The 24,457-nt window shown below is 45.2% G+C and carries 30 protein-coding genes; 2 read left to right on the forward strand and 28 right to left on the reverse strand.

All coding sequences use genetic code 11. The annotated features are described in order from the left end of the window. Positions 1 to 111 precede the first annotated feature (111 nt). The 22 genes from ABIC22_RS27550 to ABIC22_RS27655 form a co-directional block, all read right to left on the reverse strand. On the reverse strand, positions 112 to 1,116 hold the full coding sequence (locus ABIC22_RS27550) for a tyrosine-protein phosphatase (protein ID WP_354485281.1): 1,005 nt from the start codon (positions 1,114 to 1,116) through the stop codon (positions 112 to 114). Positions 1,117 to 1,163: 47 nt separating this feature from the next. Continuing rightward, positions 1,164 to 2,003, reverse strand: coding sequence for a phosphonate ABC transporter, permease protein PhnE (gene phnE / locus ABIC22_RS27555; protein WP_354485283.1), 840 nt, complete (start codon positions 2,001 to 2,003; stop codon positions 1,164 to 1,166). Continuing rightward, the gene (phnE, locus tag ABIC22_RS27560; protein ID WP_127536171.1) at positions 2,000 to 2,791 is read right to left on the reverse strand and encodes a phosphonate ABC transporter, permease protein PhnE; all 792 of its coding nucleotides are present in this window, start codon (positions 2,789 to 2,791) and stop codon (positions 2,000 to 2,002) included. The genes phnE (ABIC22_RS27555) and phnE (ABIC22_RS27560) overlap by 4 nt, the downstream gene beginning before the upstream one ends. A gap of 1 nt (position 2,792) precedes the next feature. Continuing rightward, positions 2,793 to 3,560 carry a phosphonate ABC transporter ATP-binding protein gene (phnC, locus tag ABIC22_RS27565; RefSeq protein ID WP_354485285.1) on the reverse strand — a complete coding sequence of 256 codons (768 nt, stop codon included), beginning with the start codon at positions 3,558 to 3,560 and terminating at the stop codon, positions 2,793 to 2,795. A 32-nt stretch (positions 3,561 to 3,592) separates the two neighbouring features. Further along, positions 3,593 to 4,513 (reverse strand): phosphate/phosphite/phosphonate ABC transporter substrate-binding protein, encoded by a 921-nt coding sequence (locus tag ABIC22_RS27570; protein WP_246058076.1) that lies wholly within the window; start codon positions 4,511 to 4,513, stop codon positions 3,593 to 3,595. A gap of 402 nt (positions 4,514 to 4,915) precedes the next feature. Further along, on the reverse strand, positions 4,916 to 5,461 hold the full coding sequence (locus ABIC22_RS27575; RefSeq protein WP_354485287.1) for a GNAT family N-acetyltransferase: 546 nt from the start codon (positions 5,459 to 5,461) through the stop codon (positions 4,916 to 4,918). A gap of 48 nt (positions 5,462 to 5,509) precedes the next feature. Further along, positions 5,510 to 6,004 carry a P-loop NTPase family protein gene (locus ABIC22_RS27580; protein ID WP_354485289.1) on the reverse strand — a complete coding sequence of 165 codons (495 nt, stop codon included), beginning with the start codon at positions 6,002 to 6,004 and terminating at the stop codon, positions 5,510 to 5,512. Positions 6,005 to 6,022: 18 nt separating this feature from the next. Next, entirely contained in the window at positions 6,023 to 6,904 is an 882-nt protein-coding gene (locus tag ABIC22_RS27585) for a methyltransferase domain-containing protein (protein ID WP_354486127.1), read from the reverse strand. A gap of 279 nt (positions 6,905 to 7,183) precedes the next feature. Beyond that, complete coding sequence (locus ABIC22_RS27590; protein WP_354485291.1) at positions 7,184 to 7,960, reverse strand: class I SAM-dependent methyltransferase; 777 nt, start codon at positions 7,958 to 7,960, stop codon at positions 7,184 to 7,186. A 32-nt stretch (positions 7,961 to 7,992) separates the two neighbouring features. After that, positions 7,993 to 8,562, reverse strand: a complete 570-nt coding sequence (locus tag ABIC22_RS27595) for a GNAT family N-acetyltransferase (RefSeq protein ID WP_483312605.1) — start codon at positions 8,560 to 8,562, stop codon at positions 7,993 to 7,995. Between the two features lie 53 nt (positions 8,563 to 8,615). Continuing rightward, positions 8,616 to 9,011 carry a VOC family protein gene (locus tag ABIC22_RS27600; protein WP_354485295.1) on the reverse strand — a complete coding sequence of 132 codons (396 nt, stop codon included), beginning with the start codon at positions 9,009 to 9,011 and terminating at the stop codon, positions 8,616 to 8,618. A gap of 128 nt (positions 9,012 to 9,139) precedes the next feature. Further along, entirely contained in the window at positions 9,140 to 9,898 is a 759-nt protein-coding gene (locus ABIC22_RS27605; protein ID WP_354485297.1) for a creatininase family protein, read from the reverse strand. Positions 9,899 to 9,981: 83 nt separating this feature from the next. Continuing rightward, positions 9,982 to 10,479 carry a GNAT family N-acetyltransferase gene (locus tag ABIC22_RS27610; RefSeq protein WP_354485299.1) on the reverse strand — a complete coding sequence of 166 codons (498 nt, stop codon included), beginning with the start codon at positions 10,477 to 10,479 and terminating at the stop codon, positions 9,982 to 9,984. A 50-nt stretch (positions 10,480 to 10,529) separates the two neighbouring features. Further along, entirely contained in the window at positions 10,530 to 11,426 is an 897-nt protein-coding gene (locus tag ABIC22_RS27615; RefSeq protein ID WP_354485301.1) for a hypothetical protein, read from the reverse strand. After that, positions 11,423 to 11,674, reverse strand: a complete 252-nt coding sequence (locus tag ABIC22_RS27620; protein WP_127536179.1) for a hypothetical protein — start codon at positions 11,672 to 11,674, stop codon at positions 11,423 to 11,425. Before ABIC22_RS27620 ends, ABIC22_RS27615 begins: the two co-directional genes overlap by 4 nt. 12 nt (positions 11,675 to 11,686) lie before the next feature. Next, entirely contained in the window at positions 11,687 to 12,088 is a 402-nt protein-coding gene (locus tag ABIC22_RS27625; protein ID WP_354485303.1) for an NUDIX hydrolase, read from the reverse strand. Positions 12,089 to 12,316: 228 nt separating this feature from the next. After that, positions 12,317 to 13,399, reverse strand: a complete 1,083-nt coding sequence (locus ABIC22_RS27630; RefSeq protein ID WP_127536613.1) for a Gfo/Idh/MocA family protein — start codon at positions 13,397 to 13,399, stop codon at positions 12,317 to 12,319. A 66-nt stretch (positions 13,400 to 13,465) separates the two neighbouring features. Beyond that, the gene (locus tag ABIC22_RS27635) at positions 13,466 to 14,638 is read right to left on the reverse strand and encodes a Gfo/Idh/MocA family protein (protein ID WP_354485305.1); all 1,173 of its coding nucleotides are present in this window, start codon (positions 14,636 to 14,638) and stop codon (positions 13,466 to 13,468) included. Then, entirely contained in the window at positions 14,635 to 15,528 is an 894-nt protein-coding gene (locus ABIC22_RS27640; RefSeq protein ID WP_354485307.1) for a sugar phosphate isomerase/epimerase family protein, read from the reverse strand. The genes ABIC22_RS27635 and ABIC22_RS27640 overlap by 4 nt, the downstream gene beginning before the upstream one ends. A gap of 268 nt (positions 15,529 to 15,796) precedes the next feature. Further along, a complete protein-coding gene (locus ABIC22_RS27645; RefSeq protein ID WP_127536183.1) occupies positions 15,797 to 16,294 on the reverse strand; it encodes a metallophosphoesterase family protein in 498 nt (165 codons plus the stop codon). A gap of 33 nt (positions 16,295 to 16,327) precedes the next feature. After that, entirely contained in the window at positions 16,328 to 16,762 is a 435-nt protein-coding gene (locus tag ABIC22_RS27650; RefSeq protein WP_127536184.1) for an Rrf2 family transcriptional regulator, read from the reverse strand. 41 nt (positions 16,763 to 16,803) lie between these two features. Beyond that, positions 16,804 to 17,181: a DivIVA domain-containing protein gene (locus ABIC22_RS27655; protein WP_095287646.1), complete on the reverse strand. Its 378-nt coding sequence runs from the start codon at positions 17,179 to 17,181 to the stop codon at positions 16,804 to 16,806. Between the two features lie 254 nt (positions 17,182 to 17,435). On the opposite strand from ABIC22_RS27655, the gene ABIC22_RS27660 reads away from it, so the two are divergent. Continuing rightward, positions 17,436 to 18,002, forward strand: a complete 567-nt coding sequence (locus ABIC22_RS27660) for a TraR/DksA C4-type zinc finger protein (protein ID WP_153978078.1) — start codon at positions 17,436 to 17,438, stop codon at positions 18,000 to 18,002. A 130-nt stretch (positions 18,003 to 18,132) separates the two neighbouring features. Here the strand turns inward: ABIC22_RS27660 and ABIC22_RS27665 are convergent, their stop codons facing one another. The 5 genes from ABIC22_RS27665 to ABIC22_RS27685 all read right to left on the reverse strand — a co-directional run bounded on the left by ABIC22_RS27665 (position 18,133) and on the right by ABIC22_RS27685 (position 23,176). Next, positions 18,133 to 18,777, reverse strand: coding sequence for an ArsR/SmtB family transcription factor (locus ABIC22_RS27665; RefSeq protein WP_354485311.1), 645 nt, complete (start codon positions 18,775 to 18,777; stop codon positions 18,133 to 18,135). 106 nt (positions 18,778 to 18,883) lie between these two features. Then, on the reverse strand, positions 18,884 to 20,161 hold the full coding sequence (locus ABIC22_RS27670) for an MFS transporter (RefSeq protein ID WP_127536187.1): 1,278 nt from the start codon (positions 20,159 to 20,161) through the stop codon (positions 18,884 to 18,886). 177 nt (positions 20,162 to 20,338) lie between these two features. After that, positions 20,339 to 21,343 carry a Gfo/Idh/MocA family protein gene (locus ABIC22_RS27675; protein ID WP_354485313.1) on the reverse strand — a complete coding sequence of 335 codons (1,005 nt, stop codon included), beginning with the start codon at positions 21,341 to 21,343 and terminating at the stop codon, positions 20,339 to 20,341. Positions 21,344 to 21,345: 2 nt separating this feature from the next. After that, a complete protein-coding gene (locus ABIC22_RS27680; RefSeq protein WP_095287651.1) occupies positions 21,346 to 21,720 on the reverse strand; it encodes a replication termination protein in 375 nt (124 codons plus the stop codon). A 307-nt stretch (positions 21,721 to 22,027) separates the two neighbouring features. Beyond that, positions 22,028 to 23,176, reverse strand: coding sequence for an acyltransferase (locus ABIC22_RS27685; protein WP_354485315.1), 1,149 nt, complete (start codon positions 23,174 to 23,176; stop codon positions 22,028 to 22,030). Between the two features lie 63 nt (positions 23,177 to 23,239). On the opposite strand from ABIC22_RS27685, the gene ABIC22_RS27690 reads away from it, so the two are divergent. Next, positions 23,240 to 23,644, forward strand: coding sequence for a YidH family protein (locus ABIC22_RS27690; protein ID WP_354485317.1), 405 nt, complete (start codon positions 23,240 to 23,242; stop codon positions 23,642 to 23,644). Between the two features lie 192 nt (positions 23,645 to 23,836). On the opposite strand, the gene ABIC22_RS27695 is transcribed toward ABIC22_RS27690, so the two are convergent. Further along, positions 23,837 to 24,439, reverse strand: coding sequence for a general stress protein (locus ABIC22_RS27695; protein ID WP_154893538.1), 603 nt, complete (start codon positions 24,437 to 24,439; stop codon positions 23,837 to 23,839). Between the last annotated feature and the right edge of the window lie 18 nt (positions 24,440 to 24,457).

Genomic DNA, 24,457 nt, shown 5'->3' on the forward strand with positions numbered 1-24,457 from the left:
ACGCAATCTACACATTTCACCCTATATTACCAGTCTTAGAAGAAGTTACGCAACCAGACGGAGGCAAGAAGGAGTCCGAGCACTGTATTCCAGTGTCTGGACTCCATTTTATTAAATCAGATATTTGTTTTGAAGAGCTATCCTTTGCTCTGAGGTAATGCCTAGTCCCTCAGAAAGATACTGCTCGAAAGACCCGTAGTTCTCATCGATTGCTTCGAGTGCAGCCTGGATGAAGGCCGCTTTCATCATTTCCGGGATCGCTCCCTGTAGTTCAGGCATTTGATCCATATATTTCTGATAGTCCTTGTTGCTTCCCGATAGGAAACGCTGCATGAGTCCGTCCACCGCGAGATTCGTTAGCTCATAGTCTTCAATAACAACTTCTCGCGGCACACCCAAGGTGAGAAGAATCAATGCACATACAACTCCGGTTCGGTCTTTACCCGCGGCACAGTGGAATAAGGAAGTATCCCGCTCTTCTTTTAATAGTTCATTTAGGATAAGTGCACATTTCTCCGTATTTAATATCATGGCTTTGTAGCCTGCATGCAGATCATGTCCGATCTTCTGCATTTCCTCCGGACTTGCTTCCGCCATAAAGGGAATATTCGTGTTGATCGCATGACCAATGGCGGGGCTTGGACGGCTGGCTACTTCAAAATCGCTGCGCAGATCACAAATCCAGTCAATGCCTAGCGGGGATGCCGTTTGCAGGTCCTGCTCACTAAGCTCATGCAGATCAGCAGATCGCAGCAGCATGCCCCAACGGGTCGTGCGGCCATCTTCTGTAAGGTAACCGCCCATATCCCGGAAATTAATTACGCCATCCGTGTAGATCATGCGGTCGTTAATGGTTGACACTGACCCATTAGTAAACTTCACATGATAATAGTTGCGGCCAGGAGACACCGTTCTCGTAAATACCGCTCCTGCCGGATCAATCTGTATATCTAGCAGCGTGCTGCTGGATTCAATAAATTCCGGACTAACGGAATGGTAAACTGCCTCCACCTCCATGTTCTCTGCCATATTCCAGGCTAACGCTATCCCGTTATTTTCGCTATACTTAGCCTGAACCGTAGGGCCTTGTTTTAAAAGTGAATTAGATGTTGACATTGATCTTCCTCCTCAAATTGATACACAATTTATGAAATTTGAATGAATTAGTTCTGACGTGTTTTTAGCTTCATTTTGTATCGGTTTGCCACAAACTCCACGCTGAATACCATGGCGAACACGACCAACCCGACAAATAAAGCTGCTGCAAAGTTATAGGATTTCATGGCATGAGTCATCTCATATCCAATACCTCCTGCGCCAACCGCACCAAGAATTGTGGATTCGGCAATACCGCCTTCCAGCTGCAGCACGCACCAGGCAATAAAGGCTGTCTTCACTGTAGGCAAAATACCCTGCATGACAATCTGCAGCCAGCTGGCACCCGTGGACTGCATCGCTTCGAGTACGCCCTTGTCGATTTCCTCCAGTGACTGGGCAAATACTTTGATAAGCATACCTGCAGCAGATACAGCAATCGCAAGCACTCCGGGAAGCGGTCCAAGACCCACAGACACGATAAAGATGAGAGCCCACACGATCGTAGGAATCGCACGAAGCAAGGAAGCCGCACTACGAATGATCCAAGCAACGAACGGATGAGGCGTCAAATTGCTTGCAGCCAAGAAGGAGAGAAAGAATGCTACGACGATCCCCAGCACCGATCCAAGAATGGCAACTTGCAATGACTCTACAGCCGCGAGCAGGACATGGCGCCAGGCCGAGAAATCAGGTGGAAACATGGTTCCCATGTAACCGCCGAGTTTCGTAAAGCCTTGGGCAATCTTGGCATAGTCGAACTGCAGCTGCACGAGACTGAATACAAAAATCACAGCAATTAGCGGCAGACCGATGACTAACAGCTTGTTCCTTTTCGGCTTGGGTGGCTCTGGCATGGAAGTATACAGCGTAAAGGATGGCTTCACTTCGTTCATTCGCATACTCATATGATTCGCTCCCTTACACGATTGGTGATCGTTTCCACAACAAGAACGATAACGAGTACAAGCAACACGGCCATGCTGGCTTCCTGATACTGAAACAACTTCAGTTTGGATTGCAGGATAAATCCGAGGCCACCGCCTCCAACCATGCCTACAATGGTGGATGCACGTACGTTGATTTCGAAGTTGTATAAGCTCCAGCCGATAAACCCGGGAAGGAATTGTGGAAATACGGCTTGGGACAACACTTGAAAATAACTTCCGCCAGCAGCACGAACCGCTTCTACCTGCCCCATGTCAATCTCTTCAAGCACCTCGGCAAAGGAACGCGTCAGCATCCCGATCGAGATCAGGATCAGCGACATCGTACCGACTACAGCACCCAGTCCAAACGCTGCAACAAGCAGAATCGTCCAGATAATGACCGGAATGTTACGAAACAGCGATGTAGCCGCACGAACAAATACCTGAAGGTAAGGATGCGGGCTTGTTGTGGCCGCGGCTAAAAAGGATAACATCCCTGCTACAACCGACCCGATGACCATCGCTACCACACTCATATAAAGTGTCTGCAGTGCAGGCTCAATGAGCTGGGAAAGCGAAGAAAGATCAGGTGGAAGAAAATCAAAAAAGATAAATCGGAAGCTCTCTCCTACCCCTGCGAACAAAGCTCCGAATGAAAACTCTGCGCCGATGGAAGACCAGATGATAAGAGCCAACAGCACGATAAAGAACAATATCGTCTGCGTGCGTTTCATTTTTCGGGCAGATTGCAACTGAGCCGCATTCATGTCAGGCTGTCTCCTTCACTTGGGGATTGGTCTGGTTGTAAATGAGCCGGATCATATCTTCCGTCAGTTCATCAGGTGTTCCATCAAACACCTTGGACCCTTTATGAATACCGATGATACGGGTTGCGTATTTCTTCGCAATATCTACCTGATGCAGATTGCACAGACAGGCAATGCCTTCCTCTTTGCAGATTGTATACAGATAATGCATAATCGTCTCCGAGGAAGCTGGGTCGAGACTGGCTATCGGTTCATCCGCCAGTATCAAATCCGGCTTCTGCGAAAGGGCACGTGCAATGCCTACTCTCTGCTGCTGACCTCCACTGAGCTCATCTGCTCTCTTGTACATCTGTTCATGTAAACCAACACGGTGAAGCATGACCTTGGCTGCTTCTGTATCTGCTTTGGAGTATAGACCCAGTGCCCCTTTGAGCGGATTCATGTAGCCTAATCGTCCATGCAGTACGTTATTAAGAACGGATACCCGGGTGACCAAATTATATCCCTGAAAGATCATGCCCATATGACGGCGGAGTTCCCGAAGCTTTTTACCCTTGATGCCCATGGTTTCACTGCCTTTAAACTGGATCTTTCCGTTTGTCGGCTCGATCATTCGGTTCAGGCTTCGCAGCAAGGTGCTCTTCCCGGCGCCGCTCGGTCCAATGACGACAACGAATTCTCCGGCATTAATCGTCAGGTTCAAGTTATCAAGTGCTTTTGTTCCGTCGGGATATACCTTGGACAACCCTTCCACCTGTAAAAGTGTCATGTTATTTCCTCCTTATCTTTCACGTTTGAATACTATTTCTTCAACAGTTCCTCTGGGGACATATCCAGTGCTTTGGCGACTTCCCGGATTGGATCAAAATCACTGTCACTGCCTTCTACAAAACGGGCTGCGCCTACACTTTCGAGGAATTTAGGGTTTTTCGTATCATAGTCCAGCATAAGCTCACGCAGCTGTGTAACCAATTCTTCTGGCAAGTCTTGACGATAAAGCAGTGGAGCACCGCCAACGATCGGATCCGACTCGGCAATCACGCGGAAATCTTCTTCTTTAATAAGTCCTGATTCTGCCATCATCGGCACCATGAGACTTGACGTACCAATCGCATCCGCATTGCCGTTTGCCAGTGCAAGCAGTGATTTGTCATGTCCACCGGAGAACGCTACACTGCCGAAAAAGGAATCCAGCTCCTTATTGGAAAGACCCAGCTCTTTCATTAATGTGGCACGTGGGTACAAATTGCCTGAGGTTGATGCCGGATCAGCAAACAAAAAATCTTTTCCTTTAAGGTCCTGTACACTTTGATATGGAGAGTCATTACGAACAAGGATGACCGTATTCGATTGTTGATCACTTTCGGAACGAACAAGCAGCTTGGCATTGGCCCGTTCCGTAGCAATGATGTAACCAAACGGCCCGATCAATCCAATTTCAATTTTGCCTGCACGCAGGGCTTCGATGACCATGTTATAATCTTCAGCTACAAAAATTTCAGCAGGTATACCGGTTGCTTCTGTAATATCTGTTGCTAGCTGTTCCTGGGAACGGTTCATCTCGCCCTCTTCGCTTGGCATAATACCGATTCGGATGACTTCGGGCATTCCACCTTCACTCGAACTTGAGCTAGCTGAGGCCCCGCATCCCGACAGGATGACAAGCATAAATACAAGCGAGAGGATCAAGCTTTGATAACTTTTGCGTTTACTATTTTTCACAATGTATACCCTCCTGAAATGTGGTTGATTCCATACCGATATTTCTCTGGTACACAAGTAGGATACAAGTTGAATGTAAGAAGAATGATTTGGTAAATCACCGAATTTGTAAAACATTTGAGGGTATTAGCAGTCATAAAATTGAATAAACATACTAAATTATGGACTAAATCACTATTCTCAGGGAGAATAATCTTTGGATTCTGAATGGTAGGAGACGTGTTGACTTACTCATATAAGCGGGATCGTTTCATATCCAAGTATTAAAAAACGAGCAGAAAATGAAGTGGATATACCATCTCCCCTCATTGTTTGCTCGTTCATTTAAATGAAATGGAAATATAGCTTTGGAAGTTTTCTGCGATTTTACAATCGTAAGAAATCATTAGCTGCGTATATTTCCTATTTTCTTTTTACAATTCCATAATAGATTAGATCTTCGTACTGGCCTTCTTTCTTCACATGATCAATCAATATACCTTCCTGGGTCATGCCAATCTTTTGAAGAACTTTTCCAGATGCCGGATTAGAAGCAAAGTATCGCCCATATACTTTATGATATTTTTTCACATGGAAAGCAAAATCCAACAACGCTTGTGAAGCTTCTGTCGCATAACCCTTTCCCCAATACGCCTCACCGATCCAATAAGCAATTTCGCCATGATCATACCGATGATCACAAGATAAGGCTATCGCGCCATATAGTGCTCCTGTTGCCCTATTGCAAATCGCAAATTCATAGTGTTTCCCTTTCTCGAAATTCTGTCGGTGATGCTGAATCCAGGATAACGCACAATCCAATGTGTAAGGGTAAGGTAACGTAAGCGTGCTTTTATAAATATTGTAGTTGTTACACAGCTCAGTTACGGCGGCAGCATCGGATTCGTCGAACAATCTCAGGCACAGCCGCTCCGTAGTCAACGTTTGTTGAATGTCATCATACTGCATGAGGGCTCTCTTTCCGCGATGCTTCGCTTTTTATTTCCTTCATAAAAATTATGAGTGGAGAAACTCATGTTTTTTGTTATCCGTTAAGATGATCAGTTTGTCATGATATGGATGCAATCTTTTTTCAAAATCCACCCGATTTCTCTCAAAATCCCTTGTCCATTTGTACATCATTTTTAACATCTGTACATCAGATGTGTAATGACTCTTTTCAATTCCTAGATTTTGTTTGATAAATCGCAAGAAAATTCTCATTTTCCGTTTCCACAACGGTGTATCCAAAAAGATGATCGTATCAGCCATATCCCATAAGCATCGGTAAGATGCCCGATCCGTTCCTTCGAATATCCATGCTCCGTGAAGGTCAATGTCCTGAATCACCGCAATTTGCTCATCCGGTGTACGTTTATTTCTACCATGAGGTGTCTCATGATGGACGATCGTATCCAGCTCATACCACGGTATATTTATTTTTTGAGAGATTTCCTTAGCCAATGTCGTTTTGCCACTTGCCACAATACCCAGGATTAAAATCTTTTTCATTTAAATCTCTCCTACGAATTACGCTCTTTGGACCGTTCCGAACGAAATTTTCATACTGGGTGCATACGTTAGCCAGGACTCCTGATTGAATCTCTTGGAAAACGTTAATTCAGCTTCATATTGCTCGCGTGCTTCCTCTGGCTGTAATTCTCTATTCACTAAGTTGTCTAAGCTCTCATCGGAATCGCCAGGTTCCTGGCCAAACCCTTCTTCTCTCAATGAATTAAACAAAGCGCTTTTGCTGTCCATATCCATGTTCTGATCCAAAAAATTAACCTTATCACTCATCCTGCACTCCACGTTCAGTAAACCCAATTGACTCATTCGTATAGGCAGCCTTATCCCAATGTTCCCATCCTTACCTGTACGTCTGTAGTCGTTCTCAAATAGCTTTTGCAGGACGCCTAACTTCACTATTTGGCTTTGTTCAACACCATCCAGATGACAGTTCGCCATATTACCAATCCAATGTGGTTCGAAACAGATGACCTTTCCTTGATCCTTTACACTTCCAATCATCTTCTGTAGGATCACTTCTGAGTTATTCATATGTAATAAAAAAGCATGACTCACGGCAATGTCATACTTCTCTTCTACGTCTAAATGTTCTATGTCCCCTGATATAAACTCAGTCTGAAACGGAACGTTTGAGAACGTCTCTCTCGCTTCTTTTATCAATTCCTCCCCCTTGTCCACTCCCGTATAGCATGAACCTTCAGGCAACAATGGAAGAAGTTTAAGACCTAGGTATCCGAACCCGCAACCATAATCAATAATGCTTACAGGATTGGTGATTTTCCACACGCACTGTACAAGAAATTGCAGGTAATCATCATTATAATAGAGCCCCCGCGTATTCCTCAGATATTCAATTTTGTTGTCCCAATAGTATTCAGACATCATTCCATGCTCCCTCTCTTTGTACGTTTTTTTATAGAACTACTGATATATCGTTATTTACTTGTCCTTCAAATCATCTGGAAGTCTTATCATGAATCGATCCTGGTTTCTATGGAATTGATACTGTTCGTATAGTTCATGTGCATCTAATGTTCCGAGTAATCCCATTACATTTTTGAAGCGGTCCGATTGTGTGATTACTTCAATGAGTTTCTTGCCCAGGCCTTGTCCTCAGACGAAATTCATTGCCCCCGCTCCTTCGGATATGTTTTGTTCTTCCTACAATAATTTTCTCCCTAAAAATAATGCCACTCTATGTTCTTTATAAATGGTTCCGCCTGATCTATCAATTGAATTTTTAATCTTATTTAATAAGATATCTTTTTGTTCATTCGGAAGCTGTCTATGCTTCGAATTCGTGTTAAGTAATGCAACGTAGTCGCTACTTGAATAAGTAAGAATTTCACTATATTCTCGCACTTCTACATTGGTAAAGATTCCTGTCTCCTCCGTGATTGCTCTTCTTTCTTCGATGGTTTCTTCGGGGGTTTGGAACGTTGAATCATCCAAATGTGGTGCAAGCTCTTTATAGTGTGATCGTATTTCGTTATGGATCTCATCAAACATGGGCACATGTATGGTCCAAAAAAAGGCAATCGAACCCGAACTCTCAAGAAGTTCCCATACTTTACGATAACCAAGCTTGGGTTCGATAAAATGAAATGCTGTGCCTGAAATGGCTAACTTAAAAGGCCCACCTTCACCGTTCCATTCTTCAAAGGAGCTATTAATCACCTTGATCGTTTCATAGGATTTAAATTTCTCTGCAGTGAACTGGGCCAATCTGTCACCATATTCAATACAGGTAATTTGTTTGTAATCTCTTTCGACCATCCCCCTCGTGGCTTGTCCTGTACCGCAACCAATCTCCATAATTTTATCTTCTCTATCCAGATTTGAATAATCAAATATATCGTTATACATTTCATTTGGGTAGGTAGGTCTATATTTTTCATATTCATTTGCAATTGAATTAAACGTCTCTTTTTTCTCCAATTCAATAACCTCCTACGGTTCACATTTAATATTCATCTACATGACTGAAGGGTAATCCATTCCTCTCTTAATAATCCCATGCGGATCGAATCATAGTATGTATTATTGTAGAAGCGGCACTTCCGAAGTCTTCCTTCTAGCTGCATGCCCAGTTTCTCTGCGACCTTCATCATCCTTTCATTTCCTGACCATGTTGTTAATCCTACTCGGACTATAGGTAGCTTATTGAACAAATAGTCGATCCACATCTTCAAAGCAGCCGTTCCATATCCACCATTCCAATACTTAGGTTTATATATGACGATCCCCACTTCCATCCAGTTGGACGGTTTGTGCTCCCAATAATAATTCACTGTACCTACGATCTCATCATTAATTTGAATGATCATTCTATGAGCGGGCTCACCATCTTCTAGCATTTCCTTACTTGTATATTCTTGAAATACAGTATAACTGACTTGCTCCAACGGAAAATAAGGTGCGTCCCACTTTTTCCACTCCGGTTGTTCATCTTCATATATCAGCTCGTAGAGCTCAGGGATATCTTCGTGCTCTATCTCCCTAATTAGAACGTTATGATTTAACACCATGGTTTCACTTATGATCATAGAGGGTTTAACTCCTTTTCTTTTTCGATGTATTAGTTCTATGTCTATCAGTAAATCAGTTCACAATCATGATGTTCCCAAACGTCAAACAAATTCCCATCCAGATCTTCAAACACAAAGAACTTACCATACTTGCCTTCATCACTAATGTTTCTGACGTTAACACCCGCTGTTTTCAGATCGTTATGTAAAGTCAAAATATCATTAGTGAAGAATGTAATTACCCATCTTTTTTGATTGTTTACTTCAAATACAGCTCTGGTTTCATTATCACTCTGAATCAAATCCAAGATCGGTCTATTCTCCCTAAATAGACTCAGATAGCCTTCTCTTCGATTTCTAATATTGAACCCAAAATGTTTAACAAACCAGGTCGCGGATTGTTCCACATCGTTAACCGGAATCACGTTATAGGCAATCCCTATTATTTTCCCAACTTCCATACATACCTCCCTTTCGTTTTTGCATGTCTAAATATTTCCCGTTGATCTCTCTCCTCTGAACCTCCTGAAATGTCTGTACTTATCTCCCACACTAGCTTCCTGCACACATGTGTTTTGCTCTAAGATTCCTAGCTTTTCAGACCCATTTTTCGTTGGTACCCTTCTTCCAGTACTTCTTTCAGCCCCTCACATTTTCTTGATATAAACGTTTCCCAAAATACTCTTCCCTTCTCGGCCATCTCTTCCTTGGTTAATTCACCCGGCACATAGTTTCCCCAACACCCGTCTTTAGTTAACTTGTCCCAGCCCATGAAATCAGCAAATGTTCTATTCCTATCTGGTATTTCAGACCCCATTGGTTGTAAAACCACTTTTTCCGGGCACAACCATAAAGCGGTACACACGGACATAAAGCCGCCATGTAATTCATCTATCCCTTCAAACGCTGCTGCTTTTACCGCTACTGACCATGCATCATGTTGATGATGAGGGTGGATTACCAGGATATCTGGATATTTATAATTGATGTGCTTAATAAATGCCCCTTCCCAATAAGCACCTCCGTGCCCCGAACAGATTAGAAATTTACAAAAACCCTGTTTGGATAAATTAAAGATGATCTCTTCCAGCATGGCGGTTAGTATATTAGGGCTTACGGTTACCGTACCTTTAAAATTCGCATGTTCTTCGGATGTGTTAAAAGGAAGTGCCGGGAGCACATAGGCATTAAGTACTTCGCCATAGGCCTTAGCATATTTTTCTGCTATTAATGTATCTAAGTTCATTGGTAAATAAGGGCCGAACTGCTCTGTTGCCCCAACGGGTATAACGACGGTATCCAGGTTATGTTCAGTTAATTGTGCAGTGGTGTTCGTATAATCTAACAATATTAATCTCCCTTCTTTTTAATCCATCTCATGACTTCATTGTCTGTAACGCTATTACTTTCATGAAAATCCAGCTTTCACATCTATAATTCCAATTCATATTTAAGCTGTTTTTTGGTATTACCTCCGATTACTTCAACCTTTTCTTCTGTTTCTATAAATCCACACTTCTCATAGAACCCTTTTCCTATATCATTGTCTTTCGCTACCCAGGCAAACAAATGCTTTATCGGTGCTAACACTTGAATATATCTCTGAATGAAGCCTGTTCCAATTCCCAGCTTGTGATATTCTGGCCGTATATAGATTCGGATTAATTCATACTCTTCTTCTTGAACTTGAGTTGTTTGGGCAAATCCAGCGATGACGTTGTTATATTCCGCTATTAAAAACTTTCGTTTGGAACTTTGCTGGTCTCTCTCTACAGAACGACTTAAGTTCTCAGTCGAATAAGCAACATTTAGAAAGTTATGAATGTAATCTTTGGAGTAAATGTCCCCATAAGTAAACATCCACGTATCACGAGCAATAGATTGGATATGAGGGATATCCTCATTCACAACAAAACGATATGTAATCATGTGGTCACCTTTCTTCCGTTAAAATTGTAACTTACACGGAAATTCATGAGTTACACGGTTTCTTCTTTTCGGTATATCTCGAACGTGTATGCCTCCCACTCCTGCCTAAGTTCGTCCCAGTTCATAATTCTCCATGGATTAAAAAATGTCTGACCATTTTTATTAAAGAATACATTGTGGCTAATATGGTAGGATGCATGCTGGACCATTCCACCTTCGTTCACCCAAACGACAACATCGCCATGATGTAATTCTTCAGTGTTTATAATAGAATAGTTAGCTCTCTTTAATCCTTCCAAAAATGTTTCGGGATGAACCCACTCATGGATGATCCATTCTTGTTGATTTACAGCAAATAATGTTGCAGACAAGCAATTGCCACCTGAAAGTAAAGGAAAAGTATTCGCATACACTCTTAAATGTGGCGGTGCCGATTCAGGCAATTCAATACATGTCCAATCATCCCATTTGGATGCGTATTCAATTAATAGATTTTCTTTGATCTCATAAGGAAGTGTTCGCCATATCTCCCGATGCAGCACGATATACTGCTCCTCCGGACCCTGTACTATATACTCCTCCGGAAAAGAATAATTAGTGCAGAAAGGCGTAACCGGCAAAATTAAGCCTCTATTTAACTCGAATTGAATATGATTGATTTGCTTTTGTACATTCATAGGTAGATTGGTAAACCATTCAGAATTACTTATAACAACATATTGAACTTCACTTGATAAATTCCAGTACTCGAAACTGTTTACCAGTTGAATTTGCTTATAAGAAGCGTGGTTAAAGAATTCTTCCTTAGGGATAAGTAAAGTACGGCTAAGAGAATCAGCTATTAACGATAAGTCCTCTTCTTTAAGAAACAGAAAATCTCTTTCTGGTACATATATCTCCAACCAATGATCAATCACTTCATTTGGTGGTTCAATCTTTATTTTCATTTTTCTCTCCTCCGATAACTTCCCGGAAAGCCGGAAACGAGCAGCACAAATCCGATAAAAAACAGGAAGTAAACAAGCAAGCCTGAACCATTGTCATTCAGTGATACGATCTCTCTTGGATTGCCACCGGACGCATGACCAGCTTCCACAATCGCTGCAGATAGTCTTACGGAGATTCGCTCTATGGTTGCCAAGCCTACACTTCCCAACATCAGCGCCGCACCTAGTATCTTATTCGTATTATTCATATGTTAGCTCTCCTATTCAGCAAATTCGACTAAGAAGGGATGCATCTTGGCATCCAATGCATAAAGGATTCGTTCCCGGAAATTCCCCCAAGTAATCATTTCATCCGCCTGTTCCAATGTGAAGAAACCAACCGCCTCACTCTCGTGACTAGTCGTAAGCGTGCCGCCTACAGGCTTACCGGTGAAAATATGGTTACATACTCCGCGAGTGATATTTTGGTACACACCACAAAATTGGATAAGTTCGATATCAATCCCGGTCTCCTCTTTCACTTCCCGAACGGCGGCTTGCCTGATTGTTTCTCCTTGTTCTACACATCCTTGCGGCATTTCCCATCCCCTTCTCCCTTTCATTAGCAATATCTCGTTATTTTCATTAAGGACGATTACACTTGCAGAGACGATAAATTTCATAAAAATCCCCCTTGTGATTGATTTACTACCGACTCTCAATTCTAAAAAATACCCTTCAAATCTATGTAATCGTATTTACTATTATTTTTAACAACTCACCAACTTCATCCATGATAACCCATATAATGCCATTTGCGAAGCCATCTAATAAAAAAAGGCAACCTGGCTACAGGCTGCCCTCTCCACATTGAAGATAACTCATGAACTATTGATTCACTTGAATAACGTTTACTTCGCGCCGGTGCTCCAGACAACTCTTTCACTCATGGCTTTATGCTGCGCAATCAGGCAAAGCTCTGCAGCTTTAAATGCATGTTCCTGTGTCATAGCTGTCTCCGTCCGCTCCAGACAATCCCGGATGAGATCTCCGAAGAACGGATAGCCGACCTGTCCTTTGACACTGTAACGGTATTCACCTTCATGGTTAACCAGATAGACCTGATCTCCCACCGGCTCTCTCGCGACGTCGATATATTTCCGCAATTCAATGTACCCGTCAGTTCCCAAGATGACAGTACGCCCATCACCCCATGTCCCGAGACCGTCTGGTGTGAACCAGTCTACCCGGAAGTAACCGGATGCCCCATTGTTTCCGATGAGAGACGCTTCGCCGAAGTCCTCCAGTTCAGGGAACTGTGGATGATGGAAGTTATGTACCCGGCTGAACGCCACTTCCGCATCCGTGCATGAAGCGAACGTGAGAAACTGTTCAATCTGATGACTTCCAATGTCACAGAGGATACCGCCATATTTATCATGCTGGAAAAACCACTCCGGCCGTCCTGGAGCATTCAATCGATGCGGTCCTGTGCCCATCACTTGCACAACCTTACCGATGGCTCCTTGCTCAATCAGCTGCCCGGCATAGATTGCACTTTCGACATGCAGGCGCTCACTATAATAAACCATGTATTTCTTCCCGGTCCGTTTAACTTCTTCCCTTGCTCTAGATAATTGGTCCAATGTAGTGAATGGGGCTTTGTCGGTAAAATAATCCTTGCCTGACGCCAAAACCCTCATGCCTAGAGGAGCACGTTCCGAAGTAATGGCGGCTCCGGCCACTAACTGCACCTGATCATCTGCCAGCACTTGTTCTTCCGAAGCTGCGGCCTGTGCTTGTGGAAACTGTTTGCGAAATGCCTCCACTTTGGCAGGATCCGGATCATATACCCATTTTAGCGTTGCCCCTGCCTCCAACAAACCTCCAACCATACCATAGATGTGCCCATGATCGAGTGCTACGGCAGCAATAGTAAACTCACCAGGACCGCATACAACCTCTTTTTTCACACTTTTGGGTGCATAAAACATTCCATCTTTAGCCACGTTATCTCCACCTTTTCATTCGATTCAAGTACAACGCTTGATATAACAGGCCTACTTAAATGTTTGCGTCAGATCCGCAGGCTGGCTGCTGCTGGAACTTTTGTCTTTCTTGGTGTTCGAACTGGCAATACGCTCCTGCAAATGTTCATAAAATAACTCTTCATCGATGGGCAGCTCAACCCAATTGTCCGTCCAGGTCGAGAGAAGCATCGCATTGGACAAGGTTAATCCGTGTATACCTTCTTCTCCTGGAGCAATGAGCGTGGCACCTGTTCGGATGGCGTCAATCCAGTTACGAATCAGTCCTGGGTGACCGGATTCAGTACCCGTAATCGGAACTTCACACTTCCAGCATTCCGGCTGTCCAAAACCTCCGGTAAACCGTTTATTGAATTCAGGCTCGGACTCCCGAAGGCGCCAGAATGTCAGCTGACCATCTTCAATCACGATTTTACCGCGGTCTCCGTTGACCTCGAATCGGTTGGTACCTGGAGCTTCACCCGTAGTAGTTACAAATACGCCTGTTGCTCCGTTTGCGTATTCCACATACGCTGTCACATCATCTTCCACTTCAATATCCCTGTACTTGCCAAACGAACAGAAGGCACGCATTCGCACAGGCATCATGCCGATGGTCCACTGCCACAAATCGAGCTGGTGAGGATCCTGATTGATCAGCACGCCACCTCCTTCACCTGCCCAGGTTGCCCGCCAACCGCCGGAGTCATAGTAACTCTGGGATCGGTACCAATTCGTGATGATCCAGTTCGTGCGTCTTACTTCCCCGAGTTCTCCTGAAGCAATAAGATCTCTCAGTTTGATATACAGAGGATTCGTCCGCTGATTGTACATCATGGAAAACACCTTGCCGCTGGCTGCAGCAGCTTCGTTCATCTTGCGCACCTGTTTGGTGTAAACACCGGCTGGTTTCTCGATCATGACATGCAGACCGTGCTGAAAAGCCTGAATGGCCTGTTCCGGGTGATCATAATGAGGTGTTGCAATAATGACCGCATCAATGGTGCCGGATGCCATCATCTGCTCCGCATTCTGCCAGTAACTGACCGAAGCCGGGAAATTACTGGCCACCCAGCTCTCCATTTCCTTACGGACATCACATACGGCTACCAACTCCGCACCAGGAACATCTCCGGCAATCAGGGTTCTGGCATGTGCGGCACCCATGTTTCCAATACCAATTACGGCTACTCGAATCAAACTCATACTTGTACCTCCTCTTCCAGACGACGCTCGATCTCGCGGAATACATCAGCAAAATGCTGCAACATCGCTTGAGAATTAAACTCTCCACTGAAATCTTCAATACCGTAATATCCGTCATATCCCACTGATTTCAGGTCACGGAACACTTGCATCCAATCCACGATACCTTCAGTCAGCGGTGACCAATGACATCTCCATTTCGCGGATACAGAACTCCCTGCACTCTCTCCGCTTTGTTCCTCCTTGTACCAAGCTGCATTCTTCACATGGACGTGGGCAAGGTAAGGACCCAATAGTTCCAGTCCCATTCGGTAATTTTCATATCCTTCGTGTACCATATTGCCTGGATCATACAACACGCCAACATGCCGGGCATCCAGCGACTGCACCAGTCGGTAGGCCAGTGAAGCGGTTGGAGCGATCGTTTGGTGATGCGTCTCTACCACGGCTTTGACGTGATACTGCTGAGCCATCTCCTGCACTTCGGATAAATACCTAACGGCTTGGCTGTACAGCTCCGGATAACTGGTATTACGATCATATCCCGGCACACCTACACGCATCATGGACGCACCCAGATCAGCAGCTGCCTGAAACGCCTGCTCGGTCGCTTGAAGATCTCCACAGCTCAGATACGGTACTAGTGCAATGGAACGTCGACCATGTTTTACAGTGGCTTCACGAAAATCAGGGACCTGTTCCTCCCATTTGGCCGGATCAATTGAACTCCGATTATGCCTCCAAAAAGAAGGTTCCTCCGTACGTGCGTCTTCCGGTATTCCGCGGAACCTCCACTCGATTCCGTCGATACCCCCTGCTGATGCTGCCGCTGCAGCCAGTTCTTCTGCGTTCAGGTCAGGCGTCGCTACAGTAAATACAGACAGTTTCATCTTGGTCATCTCCTTATGTAAACGTATTCAAATTTATTGGATAAACGAATTGTAACATTCCTGCATATGCACAAATAGTGTTCTGCTCCAACAGATGAATTAGAGATAAACGTGAGGCAACATTCCCCATTCAGGGATAACTGTAACTTGGCTGCGGTGGATGTCACCATACTTCTCCAGGGTATATTCCTACGCAAAAAAACATCCCTGTTCAGATGTTCATTCTGAGTGGGGATGTCATAAGTTATTTCATTAATTTAGTCGTTATCTATTTTCGATCAAAAAACACATGCTCAGCATGCAATTTTCCAAGACGAGTCGTCATGATTCCAAATGAATACTGCGGCTGGCGGCGCCGATCCGTCGGTGAACCCGGATTGAATATTAGCACATCGTTGACGGTATGCATCAAGGGAATGTGCGAGTGGCCAAATATGATGGCATCTACCTGCTGACCGGCAAATGTATGAATGGCATTCTGCTCAGTCGTTTTCGATCCCTGGTGGCCATGAACCAGACCTAGACGCAAACCGTCCGCCTCCACGATGCGGGAAAAGCCCAGCTTCTTGCCAATTTCCGGCGGATCCGTATTGCCTGCTACGCCTGCAACGGGAGCATACTCGCTTAGCAGCTTGTATACACTCCAATCCGACCAGTCGCCTGCATGTAATATGAGGTCAGCCTCTGGCAGAGCTTGGAGCAATGGCTCCGGCAGCTGCTTAGCTCTTTTGGGCAAATGCGTATCCGAGATCACGATTATTTTCATATCCAAGCACACCTCCCTGGTTCAGACGATACCCTACTCAGCAGAAGGAGGCACAGTCTCCATCTGTGAGCATGAACGTTCCATATCTTCAAGCGTAATGGATGCGAAGAACTGTTCGACTTTTGCCTCTGCCACCTGATACAGATTCGTCAGCAGACTGTCTATGCGAAGACCAACATCACAATTGGGGTTGCAATTGCCATGAATCGGAAATAGCGGACCTTCGTCCTTAGCAGCCTGATAGATCATGGCCAAGGTAATTTCACTAGCCGGCTTGGCAAGATAAAAACCTCTCGTTCCGGGAGAGGAATCGACCAGACCTGCCTTTTTCAGTCCGCCCAAAATACGTCGTACGACAACAGGGTTGGTGTTGACGCTTCCTGCAATCATTGCGGAAGTGATTCGTTCAGGCGCGCTGAAGGACAACAACAACAAACAATGCACACTGACCGAAAAATGTGTACTCATGATTAACCACCTTTAACGTAATATAATCCTGATGCTTCAATCTATTCAGGGAACAGACTCTGTTCCGGACGTGCCTTGATTTTCAACTGCCGCACGCTGTATTCCAGCTGCTTCACAATATCATCCAGCTGTTTGCGATCAATTTTCGTCGGATCATCCACGGGTCTGGCCGTCGACTTAAGATCCCGAATGGTGAGCTGCTGCTCCTGCCATTTATCCATCAGATCAGCAATATTGGCATAAAAGCGTTCATAATCCTTGATGACCAGGTCAAGATATGCATCGACTTCATCCGGATCATAGCCACGGAGCTTATAATTGAATTGTTTTTCATGAATTGATAAGGCATCGAGCTGTACGCCCAGTTGTTTAAACAATTGTCTCTGTTTATCCAATCTTCGTTTCATATGTTCATCCATCTTGACAACCTCCATTATAAGAAAAACGTCTATCGACGTATGTTCAAAAGCAGCCGGGACCGTCTCTTCAAGGAGCACGGTGCAATACGACTTCACGGGGAAATCGCGGCAGTTTCTCTCTCTATTTTTTATAACACATTATCGGCCAGATATAAAATCAAACGCCTCTTCAAGGATGAAAAAATGATTGTATACCGCCAAAATCGGGTAAGGACAGACTACACACCCCTAAAGCGGGAAAGGAGCATGTCGTTATGAGTACATTAACCAAAGATCAACTTCAGGAACTTAAGAGCGCTCTTCTGGAGCAGCGTGATAATCTGCAGCGTCATTTTGAATCCAACATGGAAGATGGTGCTCCAACTGCGTCGCTTAAAGATTCTACAGGCGAGCTATCATCATACGATAATCACCCGGCTGATGCGGGGACGGAGACATTTGAACGCAGCCGAGATCTGGCTGTAGACGATACATTAACGGATGAATTTAACCAGGTGATCGATGCCTTGGAGCGTATGGAAAAAGGAACCTACGGAACATGTGTCACATGTGGACAGGATATTCCGTTTGAGAGGCTTCAGGCCATTCCATACACGGCCTACTGTATTGACGATACACCGAACCGGGAGCTCAGCAATGACCGCCCTGTGGAAGAGCAGGTGATGACCATGCCCCCAAGTGGTGCCGGGGAGGTCAGACAGCGGAATGCCGGCAAGTTCGATCATGCGGAAGCTTGGGAAGCTGTTGAGGATTATGGTACATCCAATTCGCCAGCTACCGCAGCCAAACGAGAAGTTCGGGATTACGATGAGAACATGTAGTTCTGATAATGATTGCCGACCCTCTCCATGTATATAAGGTATGGTCGAGCAGTCACCATTGGTCCTCATCACACATCAAAAAGCCGCCTTCAGGCGGCCTTTTCTTTGTTGTCGCATCGGTCTCCCTAGATCATTTTTCCTTTGCATCGTCATTCGGCTTGGAACTCTGATCTCCCGGCTGATCCTGTGGCACTTTACTTTTCTTAGATTCAGTCGGTTCATCCACATGTTTGGACATTGTGGTAAACAGCTGAAAAACCTCTTGATCTTCCTTCTGTTCATTTCGCTTCTTATAAGGTTCACACATTTTTATGATATCCTTGTACAGCTTCTCGACTTCCTCACGGCTCGCATATAACGTCATGTCCGAGATTTGTCCAAACATGTTCTCACCGTGCTTGGCCTGTTTCATAAACATCTGGCGGCTCTGTTCATACATTCCATTAAACAGTTTAAGCGTCTCCGAGAGAAAAACCTGCTTCAGTGGCGAGTGGTCCTCATTTTCATGACGAAGATGGATTTCTCCCTGAAAGGGTTCGTAGTATTTGGCAATGATTCCATTAATCTCTCGCGTGGATACGATGGTAAGCAAACCAATCTTCTCCAGCTTTTTCACGTGATAATGTACTTTTGCGGGCACTTCCCCAAGTTTATCAGCTATTTCTTTCACGGTAGAAGGTCTTCCCTGTTTATTAAACATATTCAGGATCTGGATCCGATACGGGTCGGAGTAGATCTTGATCTCTTCGATCGTTGACAGTACTTTCTGCTGCATACCTGTATCCTCATTTCCGGGGTACCATTTGTCCTTATATGCATATTATACCGTTCAGTCTGGTCCCCGGTCAAAACAGGTCTTACAGAAAGATACAGGAATTAGGCTACATACTACGCCGGAATGTTTTGCTGAGCAGGAGCGATATGGCCGACACGGCAAGCAAAATGCCAAAAGCAATAAATAACACAGGCGTGGACAGCACTTCTGCTGCAGCTCCCGCAACCAGACTTCCAAGCGGTATAGCACTTACGATCAGCATACTTTGTAGTGCAGACACCCTACCGAGCATACCCGCTGGCGTAACCTCCATCAGATATGAAGCGAGAGGGGTCGTAGCTAATGGTATGCCGAGGCCCATCATCAAGCAAAATATAGCTGCCAGCGGTAGCTGATAAGTGGACATATACGCAGGAAGCGCGGTCATGGCATAACTAAGACCCAGCATGGTAATCCCACTAATAATCAATACACTCTTCCGATATCTGCTGCCTCTGTGAGTCATCCACAATCCACTCAGCACCATACCACCAACCATTAACCCGCTCAGCAAACTTAAGCCCCCTGCTCCAGCATGCAAAATATCGATAACATATGGAGTTCGGAGAACATCGAATGGCATCAGGCAGAAGTTGACAAAGGCAAATAAAATGGAGCCAATCAGCAGCAGGGGATGCTTGCGCATGAAATGAAAGGCTTCAATCATATCCGAAAGCAAACTTCTGGGAGCATCTGTGGAGGATAACTTCTCAGTTGATCCTTCTTCCATGCTGGGATCGGATGGATAGACAACCCGGCTCATTAGCACAGCACTTAATGCAAATAGGCCAGCATCCATCAAAATCGTCCACGTTATTCCAACAGTTGCAATAAGAGCACCTGCTAAGGCAAGCCCGGCAAGTTCAGCCAATCGGGTAGCCGAAGACGACATGGCAATGCCGGAAAGCAGCATGGATTGCGGCAGCAATCGCGGCACGCTGGACATTTCGGCAGGTAATGAGAAGCATTCAAGCAGCGAATTCAGAATCGTGACGACGAACAAATGCCATACTTGCAGTTCTCCCATACCAAATAACAGAGCAGTTACGCCAACAAGCAGTCCCCGGCCCGAATTCGTCAGCACGATGACCTTCTTGAGAGATATGCGATCCACGACCGCTCCGGCAAAAAGGCCAAGCAGAATGTTCGGCAGAAAGTTGACTGCGAGCAGCGTACCCATCAATAGTTTGGAACCCGTTAACATGTACACCATCCAGCTATATGCAATGGAGTCAATGGAATCACCAAACCTCGCTACCATCTTCCCCAGCATAAACTGCATATAAGGTTTAACTCGTATTAGCTCCCCAATCCCTGGCTTGTTTACCGCTGTGCCTTCTCTCATTATTCGTTCCGCCCTTCAACGTTAAAATATTTTTAATGTTAATATTATTTTAACGGAGAATTTCTGGAAATCAACCCCTCCGTGAAAATTTTTTTAACGTTTTGCCGATTAAGTTCACACGAAAAAACTCCATCCTGAAGGATGGAGTCTGGTTTACTCATTTTTTTAATCGTTTTTTTAAATCAATGAAACGCGCTGCCGTGTCCGTGCCGATTGCAAACAGGCATCAATCACCCGCATATTCGCTATCGTATTATCCGGAGTAAACGGCAGTGGTGTCCCATCCAGCACAGCGGCAGCAAAGGTTTCCGCCTGAAGAACATAAGAATTGGAGACGGATACCCGTTCTTCCCGACTGACGGAATCCGTGTGAACGATAATTTGCGGTGGAATATCACTATTCTCCCAGCCGAAGACTTTTGGCAACTCGATTCGTCCGTCTGTCCCGAGGATCTCCATCTCCGCCCTCCCGGAAGCCCACATGCCGCAATCAAACGTTAACGCCACGGATCCCGGAAATTCAACAAGCCCCGAAGCCATCATATCCACTCCATCATGTTCCTCGGAGAATAAGGCATGTACCGTAACCGCTTCGGGTTCCTGGCCCAGGTACATCCGTGCTGCCGAGATGGGATACACACCAAGGTCAAAGAGCGAGCCTCCGCCCATGTCCCGTTTGAACCTTACATTATCCTTATCATCCGCTGTATTACAGGTGAAGTTGCCATGGATCGCACGAACAGCACCAATCTCTCCACTCGCGATAATCTCCTGAACACGCCGATGCTTGGGATGATAACGATACATGATTGCCTCTGCGAATAGAACGCCGTGCTCCTTGCATACCTGAATCATTTCGGCAGACTCGTCCGCGTTCAGTGCAGCTGGCTTCTCGCATAATACATGCTTTCCGGCCTGAGCGGCTTTTACCGTCCATTCCTTGTGCATATGGTTAGGCAACGGAATATATACGGCTTCAATATCGGGATCTGCAATGAGCTCTTCGTAACTTCCATAGCATCTAGCAATGTCCAATTCTTCGGCGAGCGCTTCAGCCTTCTCCTTGCTTCGACTCGCAATAGCAAGCACTTCTCCCCGTTCGGATTGCTGGATTGCCGGAATTACCGCATTCTTTGCAATGGTGGAAGTACCAAGTACTCCCCACTGTAGCTGCTTATTCATGCTCATCTTCCTTTCGTCCCGTAATTGTCCTCTTCTGCCTTGTGCAGCATGCCCAGACAACGGTCTAGGTCTGCCTTGACCTGCTTTTTGTACAATTCGGCTTTTTCCGCTCCATCATCCGTAAAGTGATACAAAACGATTTCCTGAAAATCCACTTTGGGATCGCTGCCCTTCAACTTCTTCGTCCGATAAAATACACCCTGCTGTACCAGTTCATGCAATGCTCGATATACCTCACTCTGAGGCGGAACATAGCCGTAATCTTTAAATTCCTGCTTCATGGCCTCCAGCATTTCGTATCCATATCCTCTGTGCTGTTCAACCATGGTAATGAGATACAGCTTGATAAATGCCCGCTGGGCGATCATAAAAGCCATGCTTGTTCCCCCTATCCTCTACCGCTCTACTTCATATTATAAAACTTGTGTTCGGTTTCTGCCATCATTCTCCGTTTTCCCCGGATAAGCAGCAAGTGAGAACAAAGCACAGGATAGATACGCAAAATAGTGTGGTAGAACGGCATTAGGGTTTTTATTGTGAATTTTTCATATAATGATTTTTTAAAACGAAAACCCAATTAAGATTCAGTTCGACAAAAGCAACTGCTGACTTGGATCCACAACCGTAGATCGCTAACCTCACGAATGATGACATCTATTGTGAATTTTTCATTTATTGCCTCTTTCACTTTCTGAAATTGGCCTTCGGTACAGTACCCACGATCCATTTTCCCCAGCTTACACGCGAAATGCACCAAGTGAGCACACAGGATAGAGTTAAAGCAAGTACCCATGTCAGAATCATTCGTACAGTCGGATTTAGGCCCCATGCAACGTAAACATATTCATCTGGAATATAACTGTAGCGCAGCATGAGCATATGCATGAGATAACCGCCGTAAGAAACGCTGCCGATCCATCCAAGCCAGCCCACGGCCAGGTGATTATGCAGTTTGCCTGCGAGCTGATACATCACCATGATCGACGCGATTAGATAGAGAGCCATATCCGGCCTGATCAAACTAACGGTATAAAATGTGATCTGAATGCCTTCCGGCTTTTGAAATTCCAGCATTAATAGATATGTAAACCGAAGACCCATGGTTATAAACACCGTCCAATATACCCAGCGCAGCCGATGAATCCACATGTTCCAGCTTTCAACAGATAATCCGGCAGCAGCACCTAGTACAAAATAAAAAAAGAAATACAGGAAATTGCGGTCGGCATAGGTTGTAAATACATCGGTCAGTACTGGAATATGGAGTCGCTCCATGACTCGTGCAATATTCCCCAATTGATCGGCTAACAAGAGGTATGCAGCTCCTGTAATCAGGACAGCAATCAGGCGTCCACGTGAATCATAGCGGTTATATACATATCGTACGGCCTTTAGAAACAAGGGAAACAGCAAATAAAATTGAATCAGCATGATAATGTACCAAAAATGAGATGTGGTCTTGCCTGTAAGCAGCTTCAAACCAAGTTCAGGGAGATCCTGCCAGCCAATGCCGGCCCACCCCTGTGGTGTCAAGGTGAAATACACCAGAGACCACACGACATATGGTGCGATGACATCCGTTAATCGTTTCTGCATGAAACGTCCGTATTTCAGCTGGTCTCCTATGTTATAAAACAAAACCATGCCCGTAATGAAAATAAATAAAGGGACGGCAAATTTGGAAGCCATCAGCAGGATTGCAAGTAGAACCCCATCTTCCAGGCCGGCTTCCGGAACCAGAGAGAAATGGGCAATGGAATGCTGGAGTACAACAGCTGCAAAGGCAATCCCTCTTAAACTTTCAATTTCAGCAATTCTTTCTTTTCGTGGCATAACGTTCAGCCGCCTTTCTTGGTTTTACCGTAAAAAATAAGTACAATGATAGTCGTATAAAAGATGAACGGAGGGATTCCTATCACTGATTCCGAACTAGATACCCCCACGATTGACTCCAGATACGTACAACAGCATATGGCCAATGAACGGACGTTTCTGGCTTGGGTTCGTACAGGAATAGCCATGGTCGGCGTCGGGTTCCTAGCTGCCGGTTTGGGGTTCAATTCTTCCTCATATGACCAGATTGCTCACATTGCAGCCATTATAACCGGAGTGACCTCCCTGGTCAGCGGCATTGCCATTATTCTGTGTTCTGCTGCTTCGTATAACCGCAAACGCAGGCAAATTAATCAGCAAACCTTTCAAGCCTCAACCCAATTGATTCGCTTCCTGACACTTACTCTGTTGGTCATTGGCCTGGCGCTTGCTATTCTGCTCTATGTATTGTTATTCCCTGCTCCTTAGACTTACCTTTAAACACAGTCAACACTTCATCATGATTCCAGGATGGGATTACAGGGACAAAAGCCGGCTTCCTCGAAGGAAACCGGCTTTTTGAACGCCTGACGGCTCACATAAACCAAATCATGATTTATATGTGGTGCCCCTGTTTAACCTTGTATACCAATCCAGTGTACTAGCCTGAACAATCCAAGCTTACAGGAACGTGTTGTTTCCAAATCGTGCTGCTTTATTCTGAGCTTCCAGTCTCCGCTCTTCCATGTCGAGATCCGTACGCTCTGCTGGCACATCTGTACCATGAGCTGCGTATCGATCACGATTCAGATAGCTGGTATTGCTGAATACATCATAGACATCCGAATCGCGATCGGTGGAGTCAACCAGGAGAAGGATTTTGCCGTTTTGTACATATTCCTCATACTGTCTGGCATCCTCTTCGGGAATACCGAGTCCGACAAGTCCACCGACCAAACCTCCTGCACCGGCACCTACTGCCGCTCCCGTAAACGCTGCTGCAATCGGACCCGCCGCCAAAATCGGACCTATACCTGGAATGGCCAGAGCCCCGATACCAGCCAACAGCCCGGCTACGCCACCTAATACGCCACCTGTGGCTGCACCTGCTGCCACACCTTCCGGCGCTTTGGTTCCCGTCTCTTCCCGGATGGCCTTCAACTCGTCCCGATCCTGCGTCACTACCGAAATTTCGTCTGAATTGAATCCTTGCGCTTTCAAGCCCTCTATGGCTTGAGATGCCTCACGTTCTGTATCAAAAACACCTACGATTTTCTTCTGCATAGTGAATTCCTCCTAATT

This window comes from Paenibacillus sp. PvP094 (genome assembly GCF_040546835.1).
GTDB lineage: Bacteria > Bacillota > Bacilli > Paenibacillales > Paenibacillaceae > Paenibacillus > Paenibacillus illinoisensis.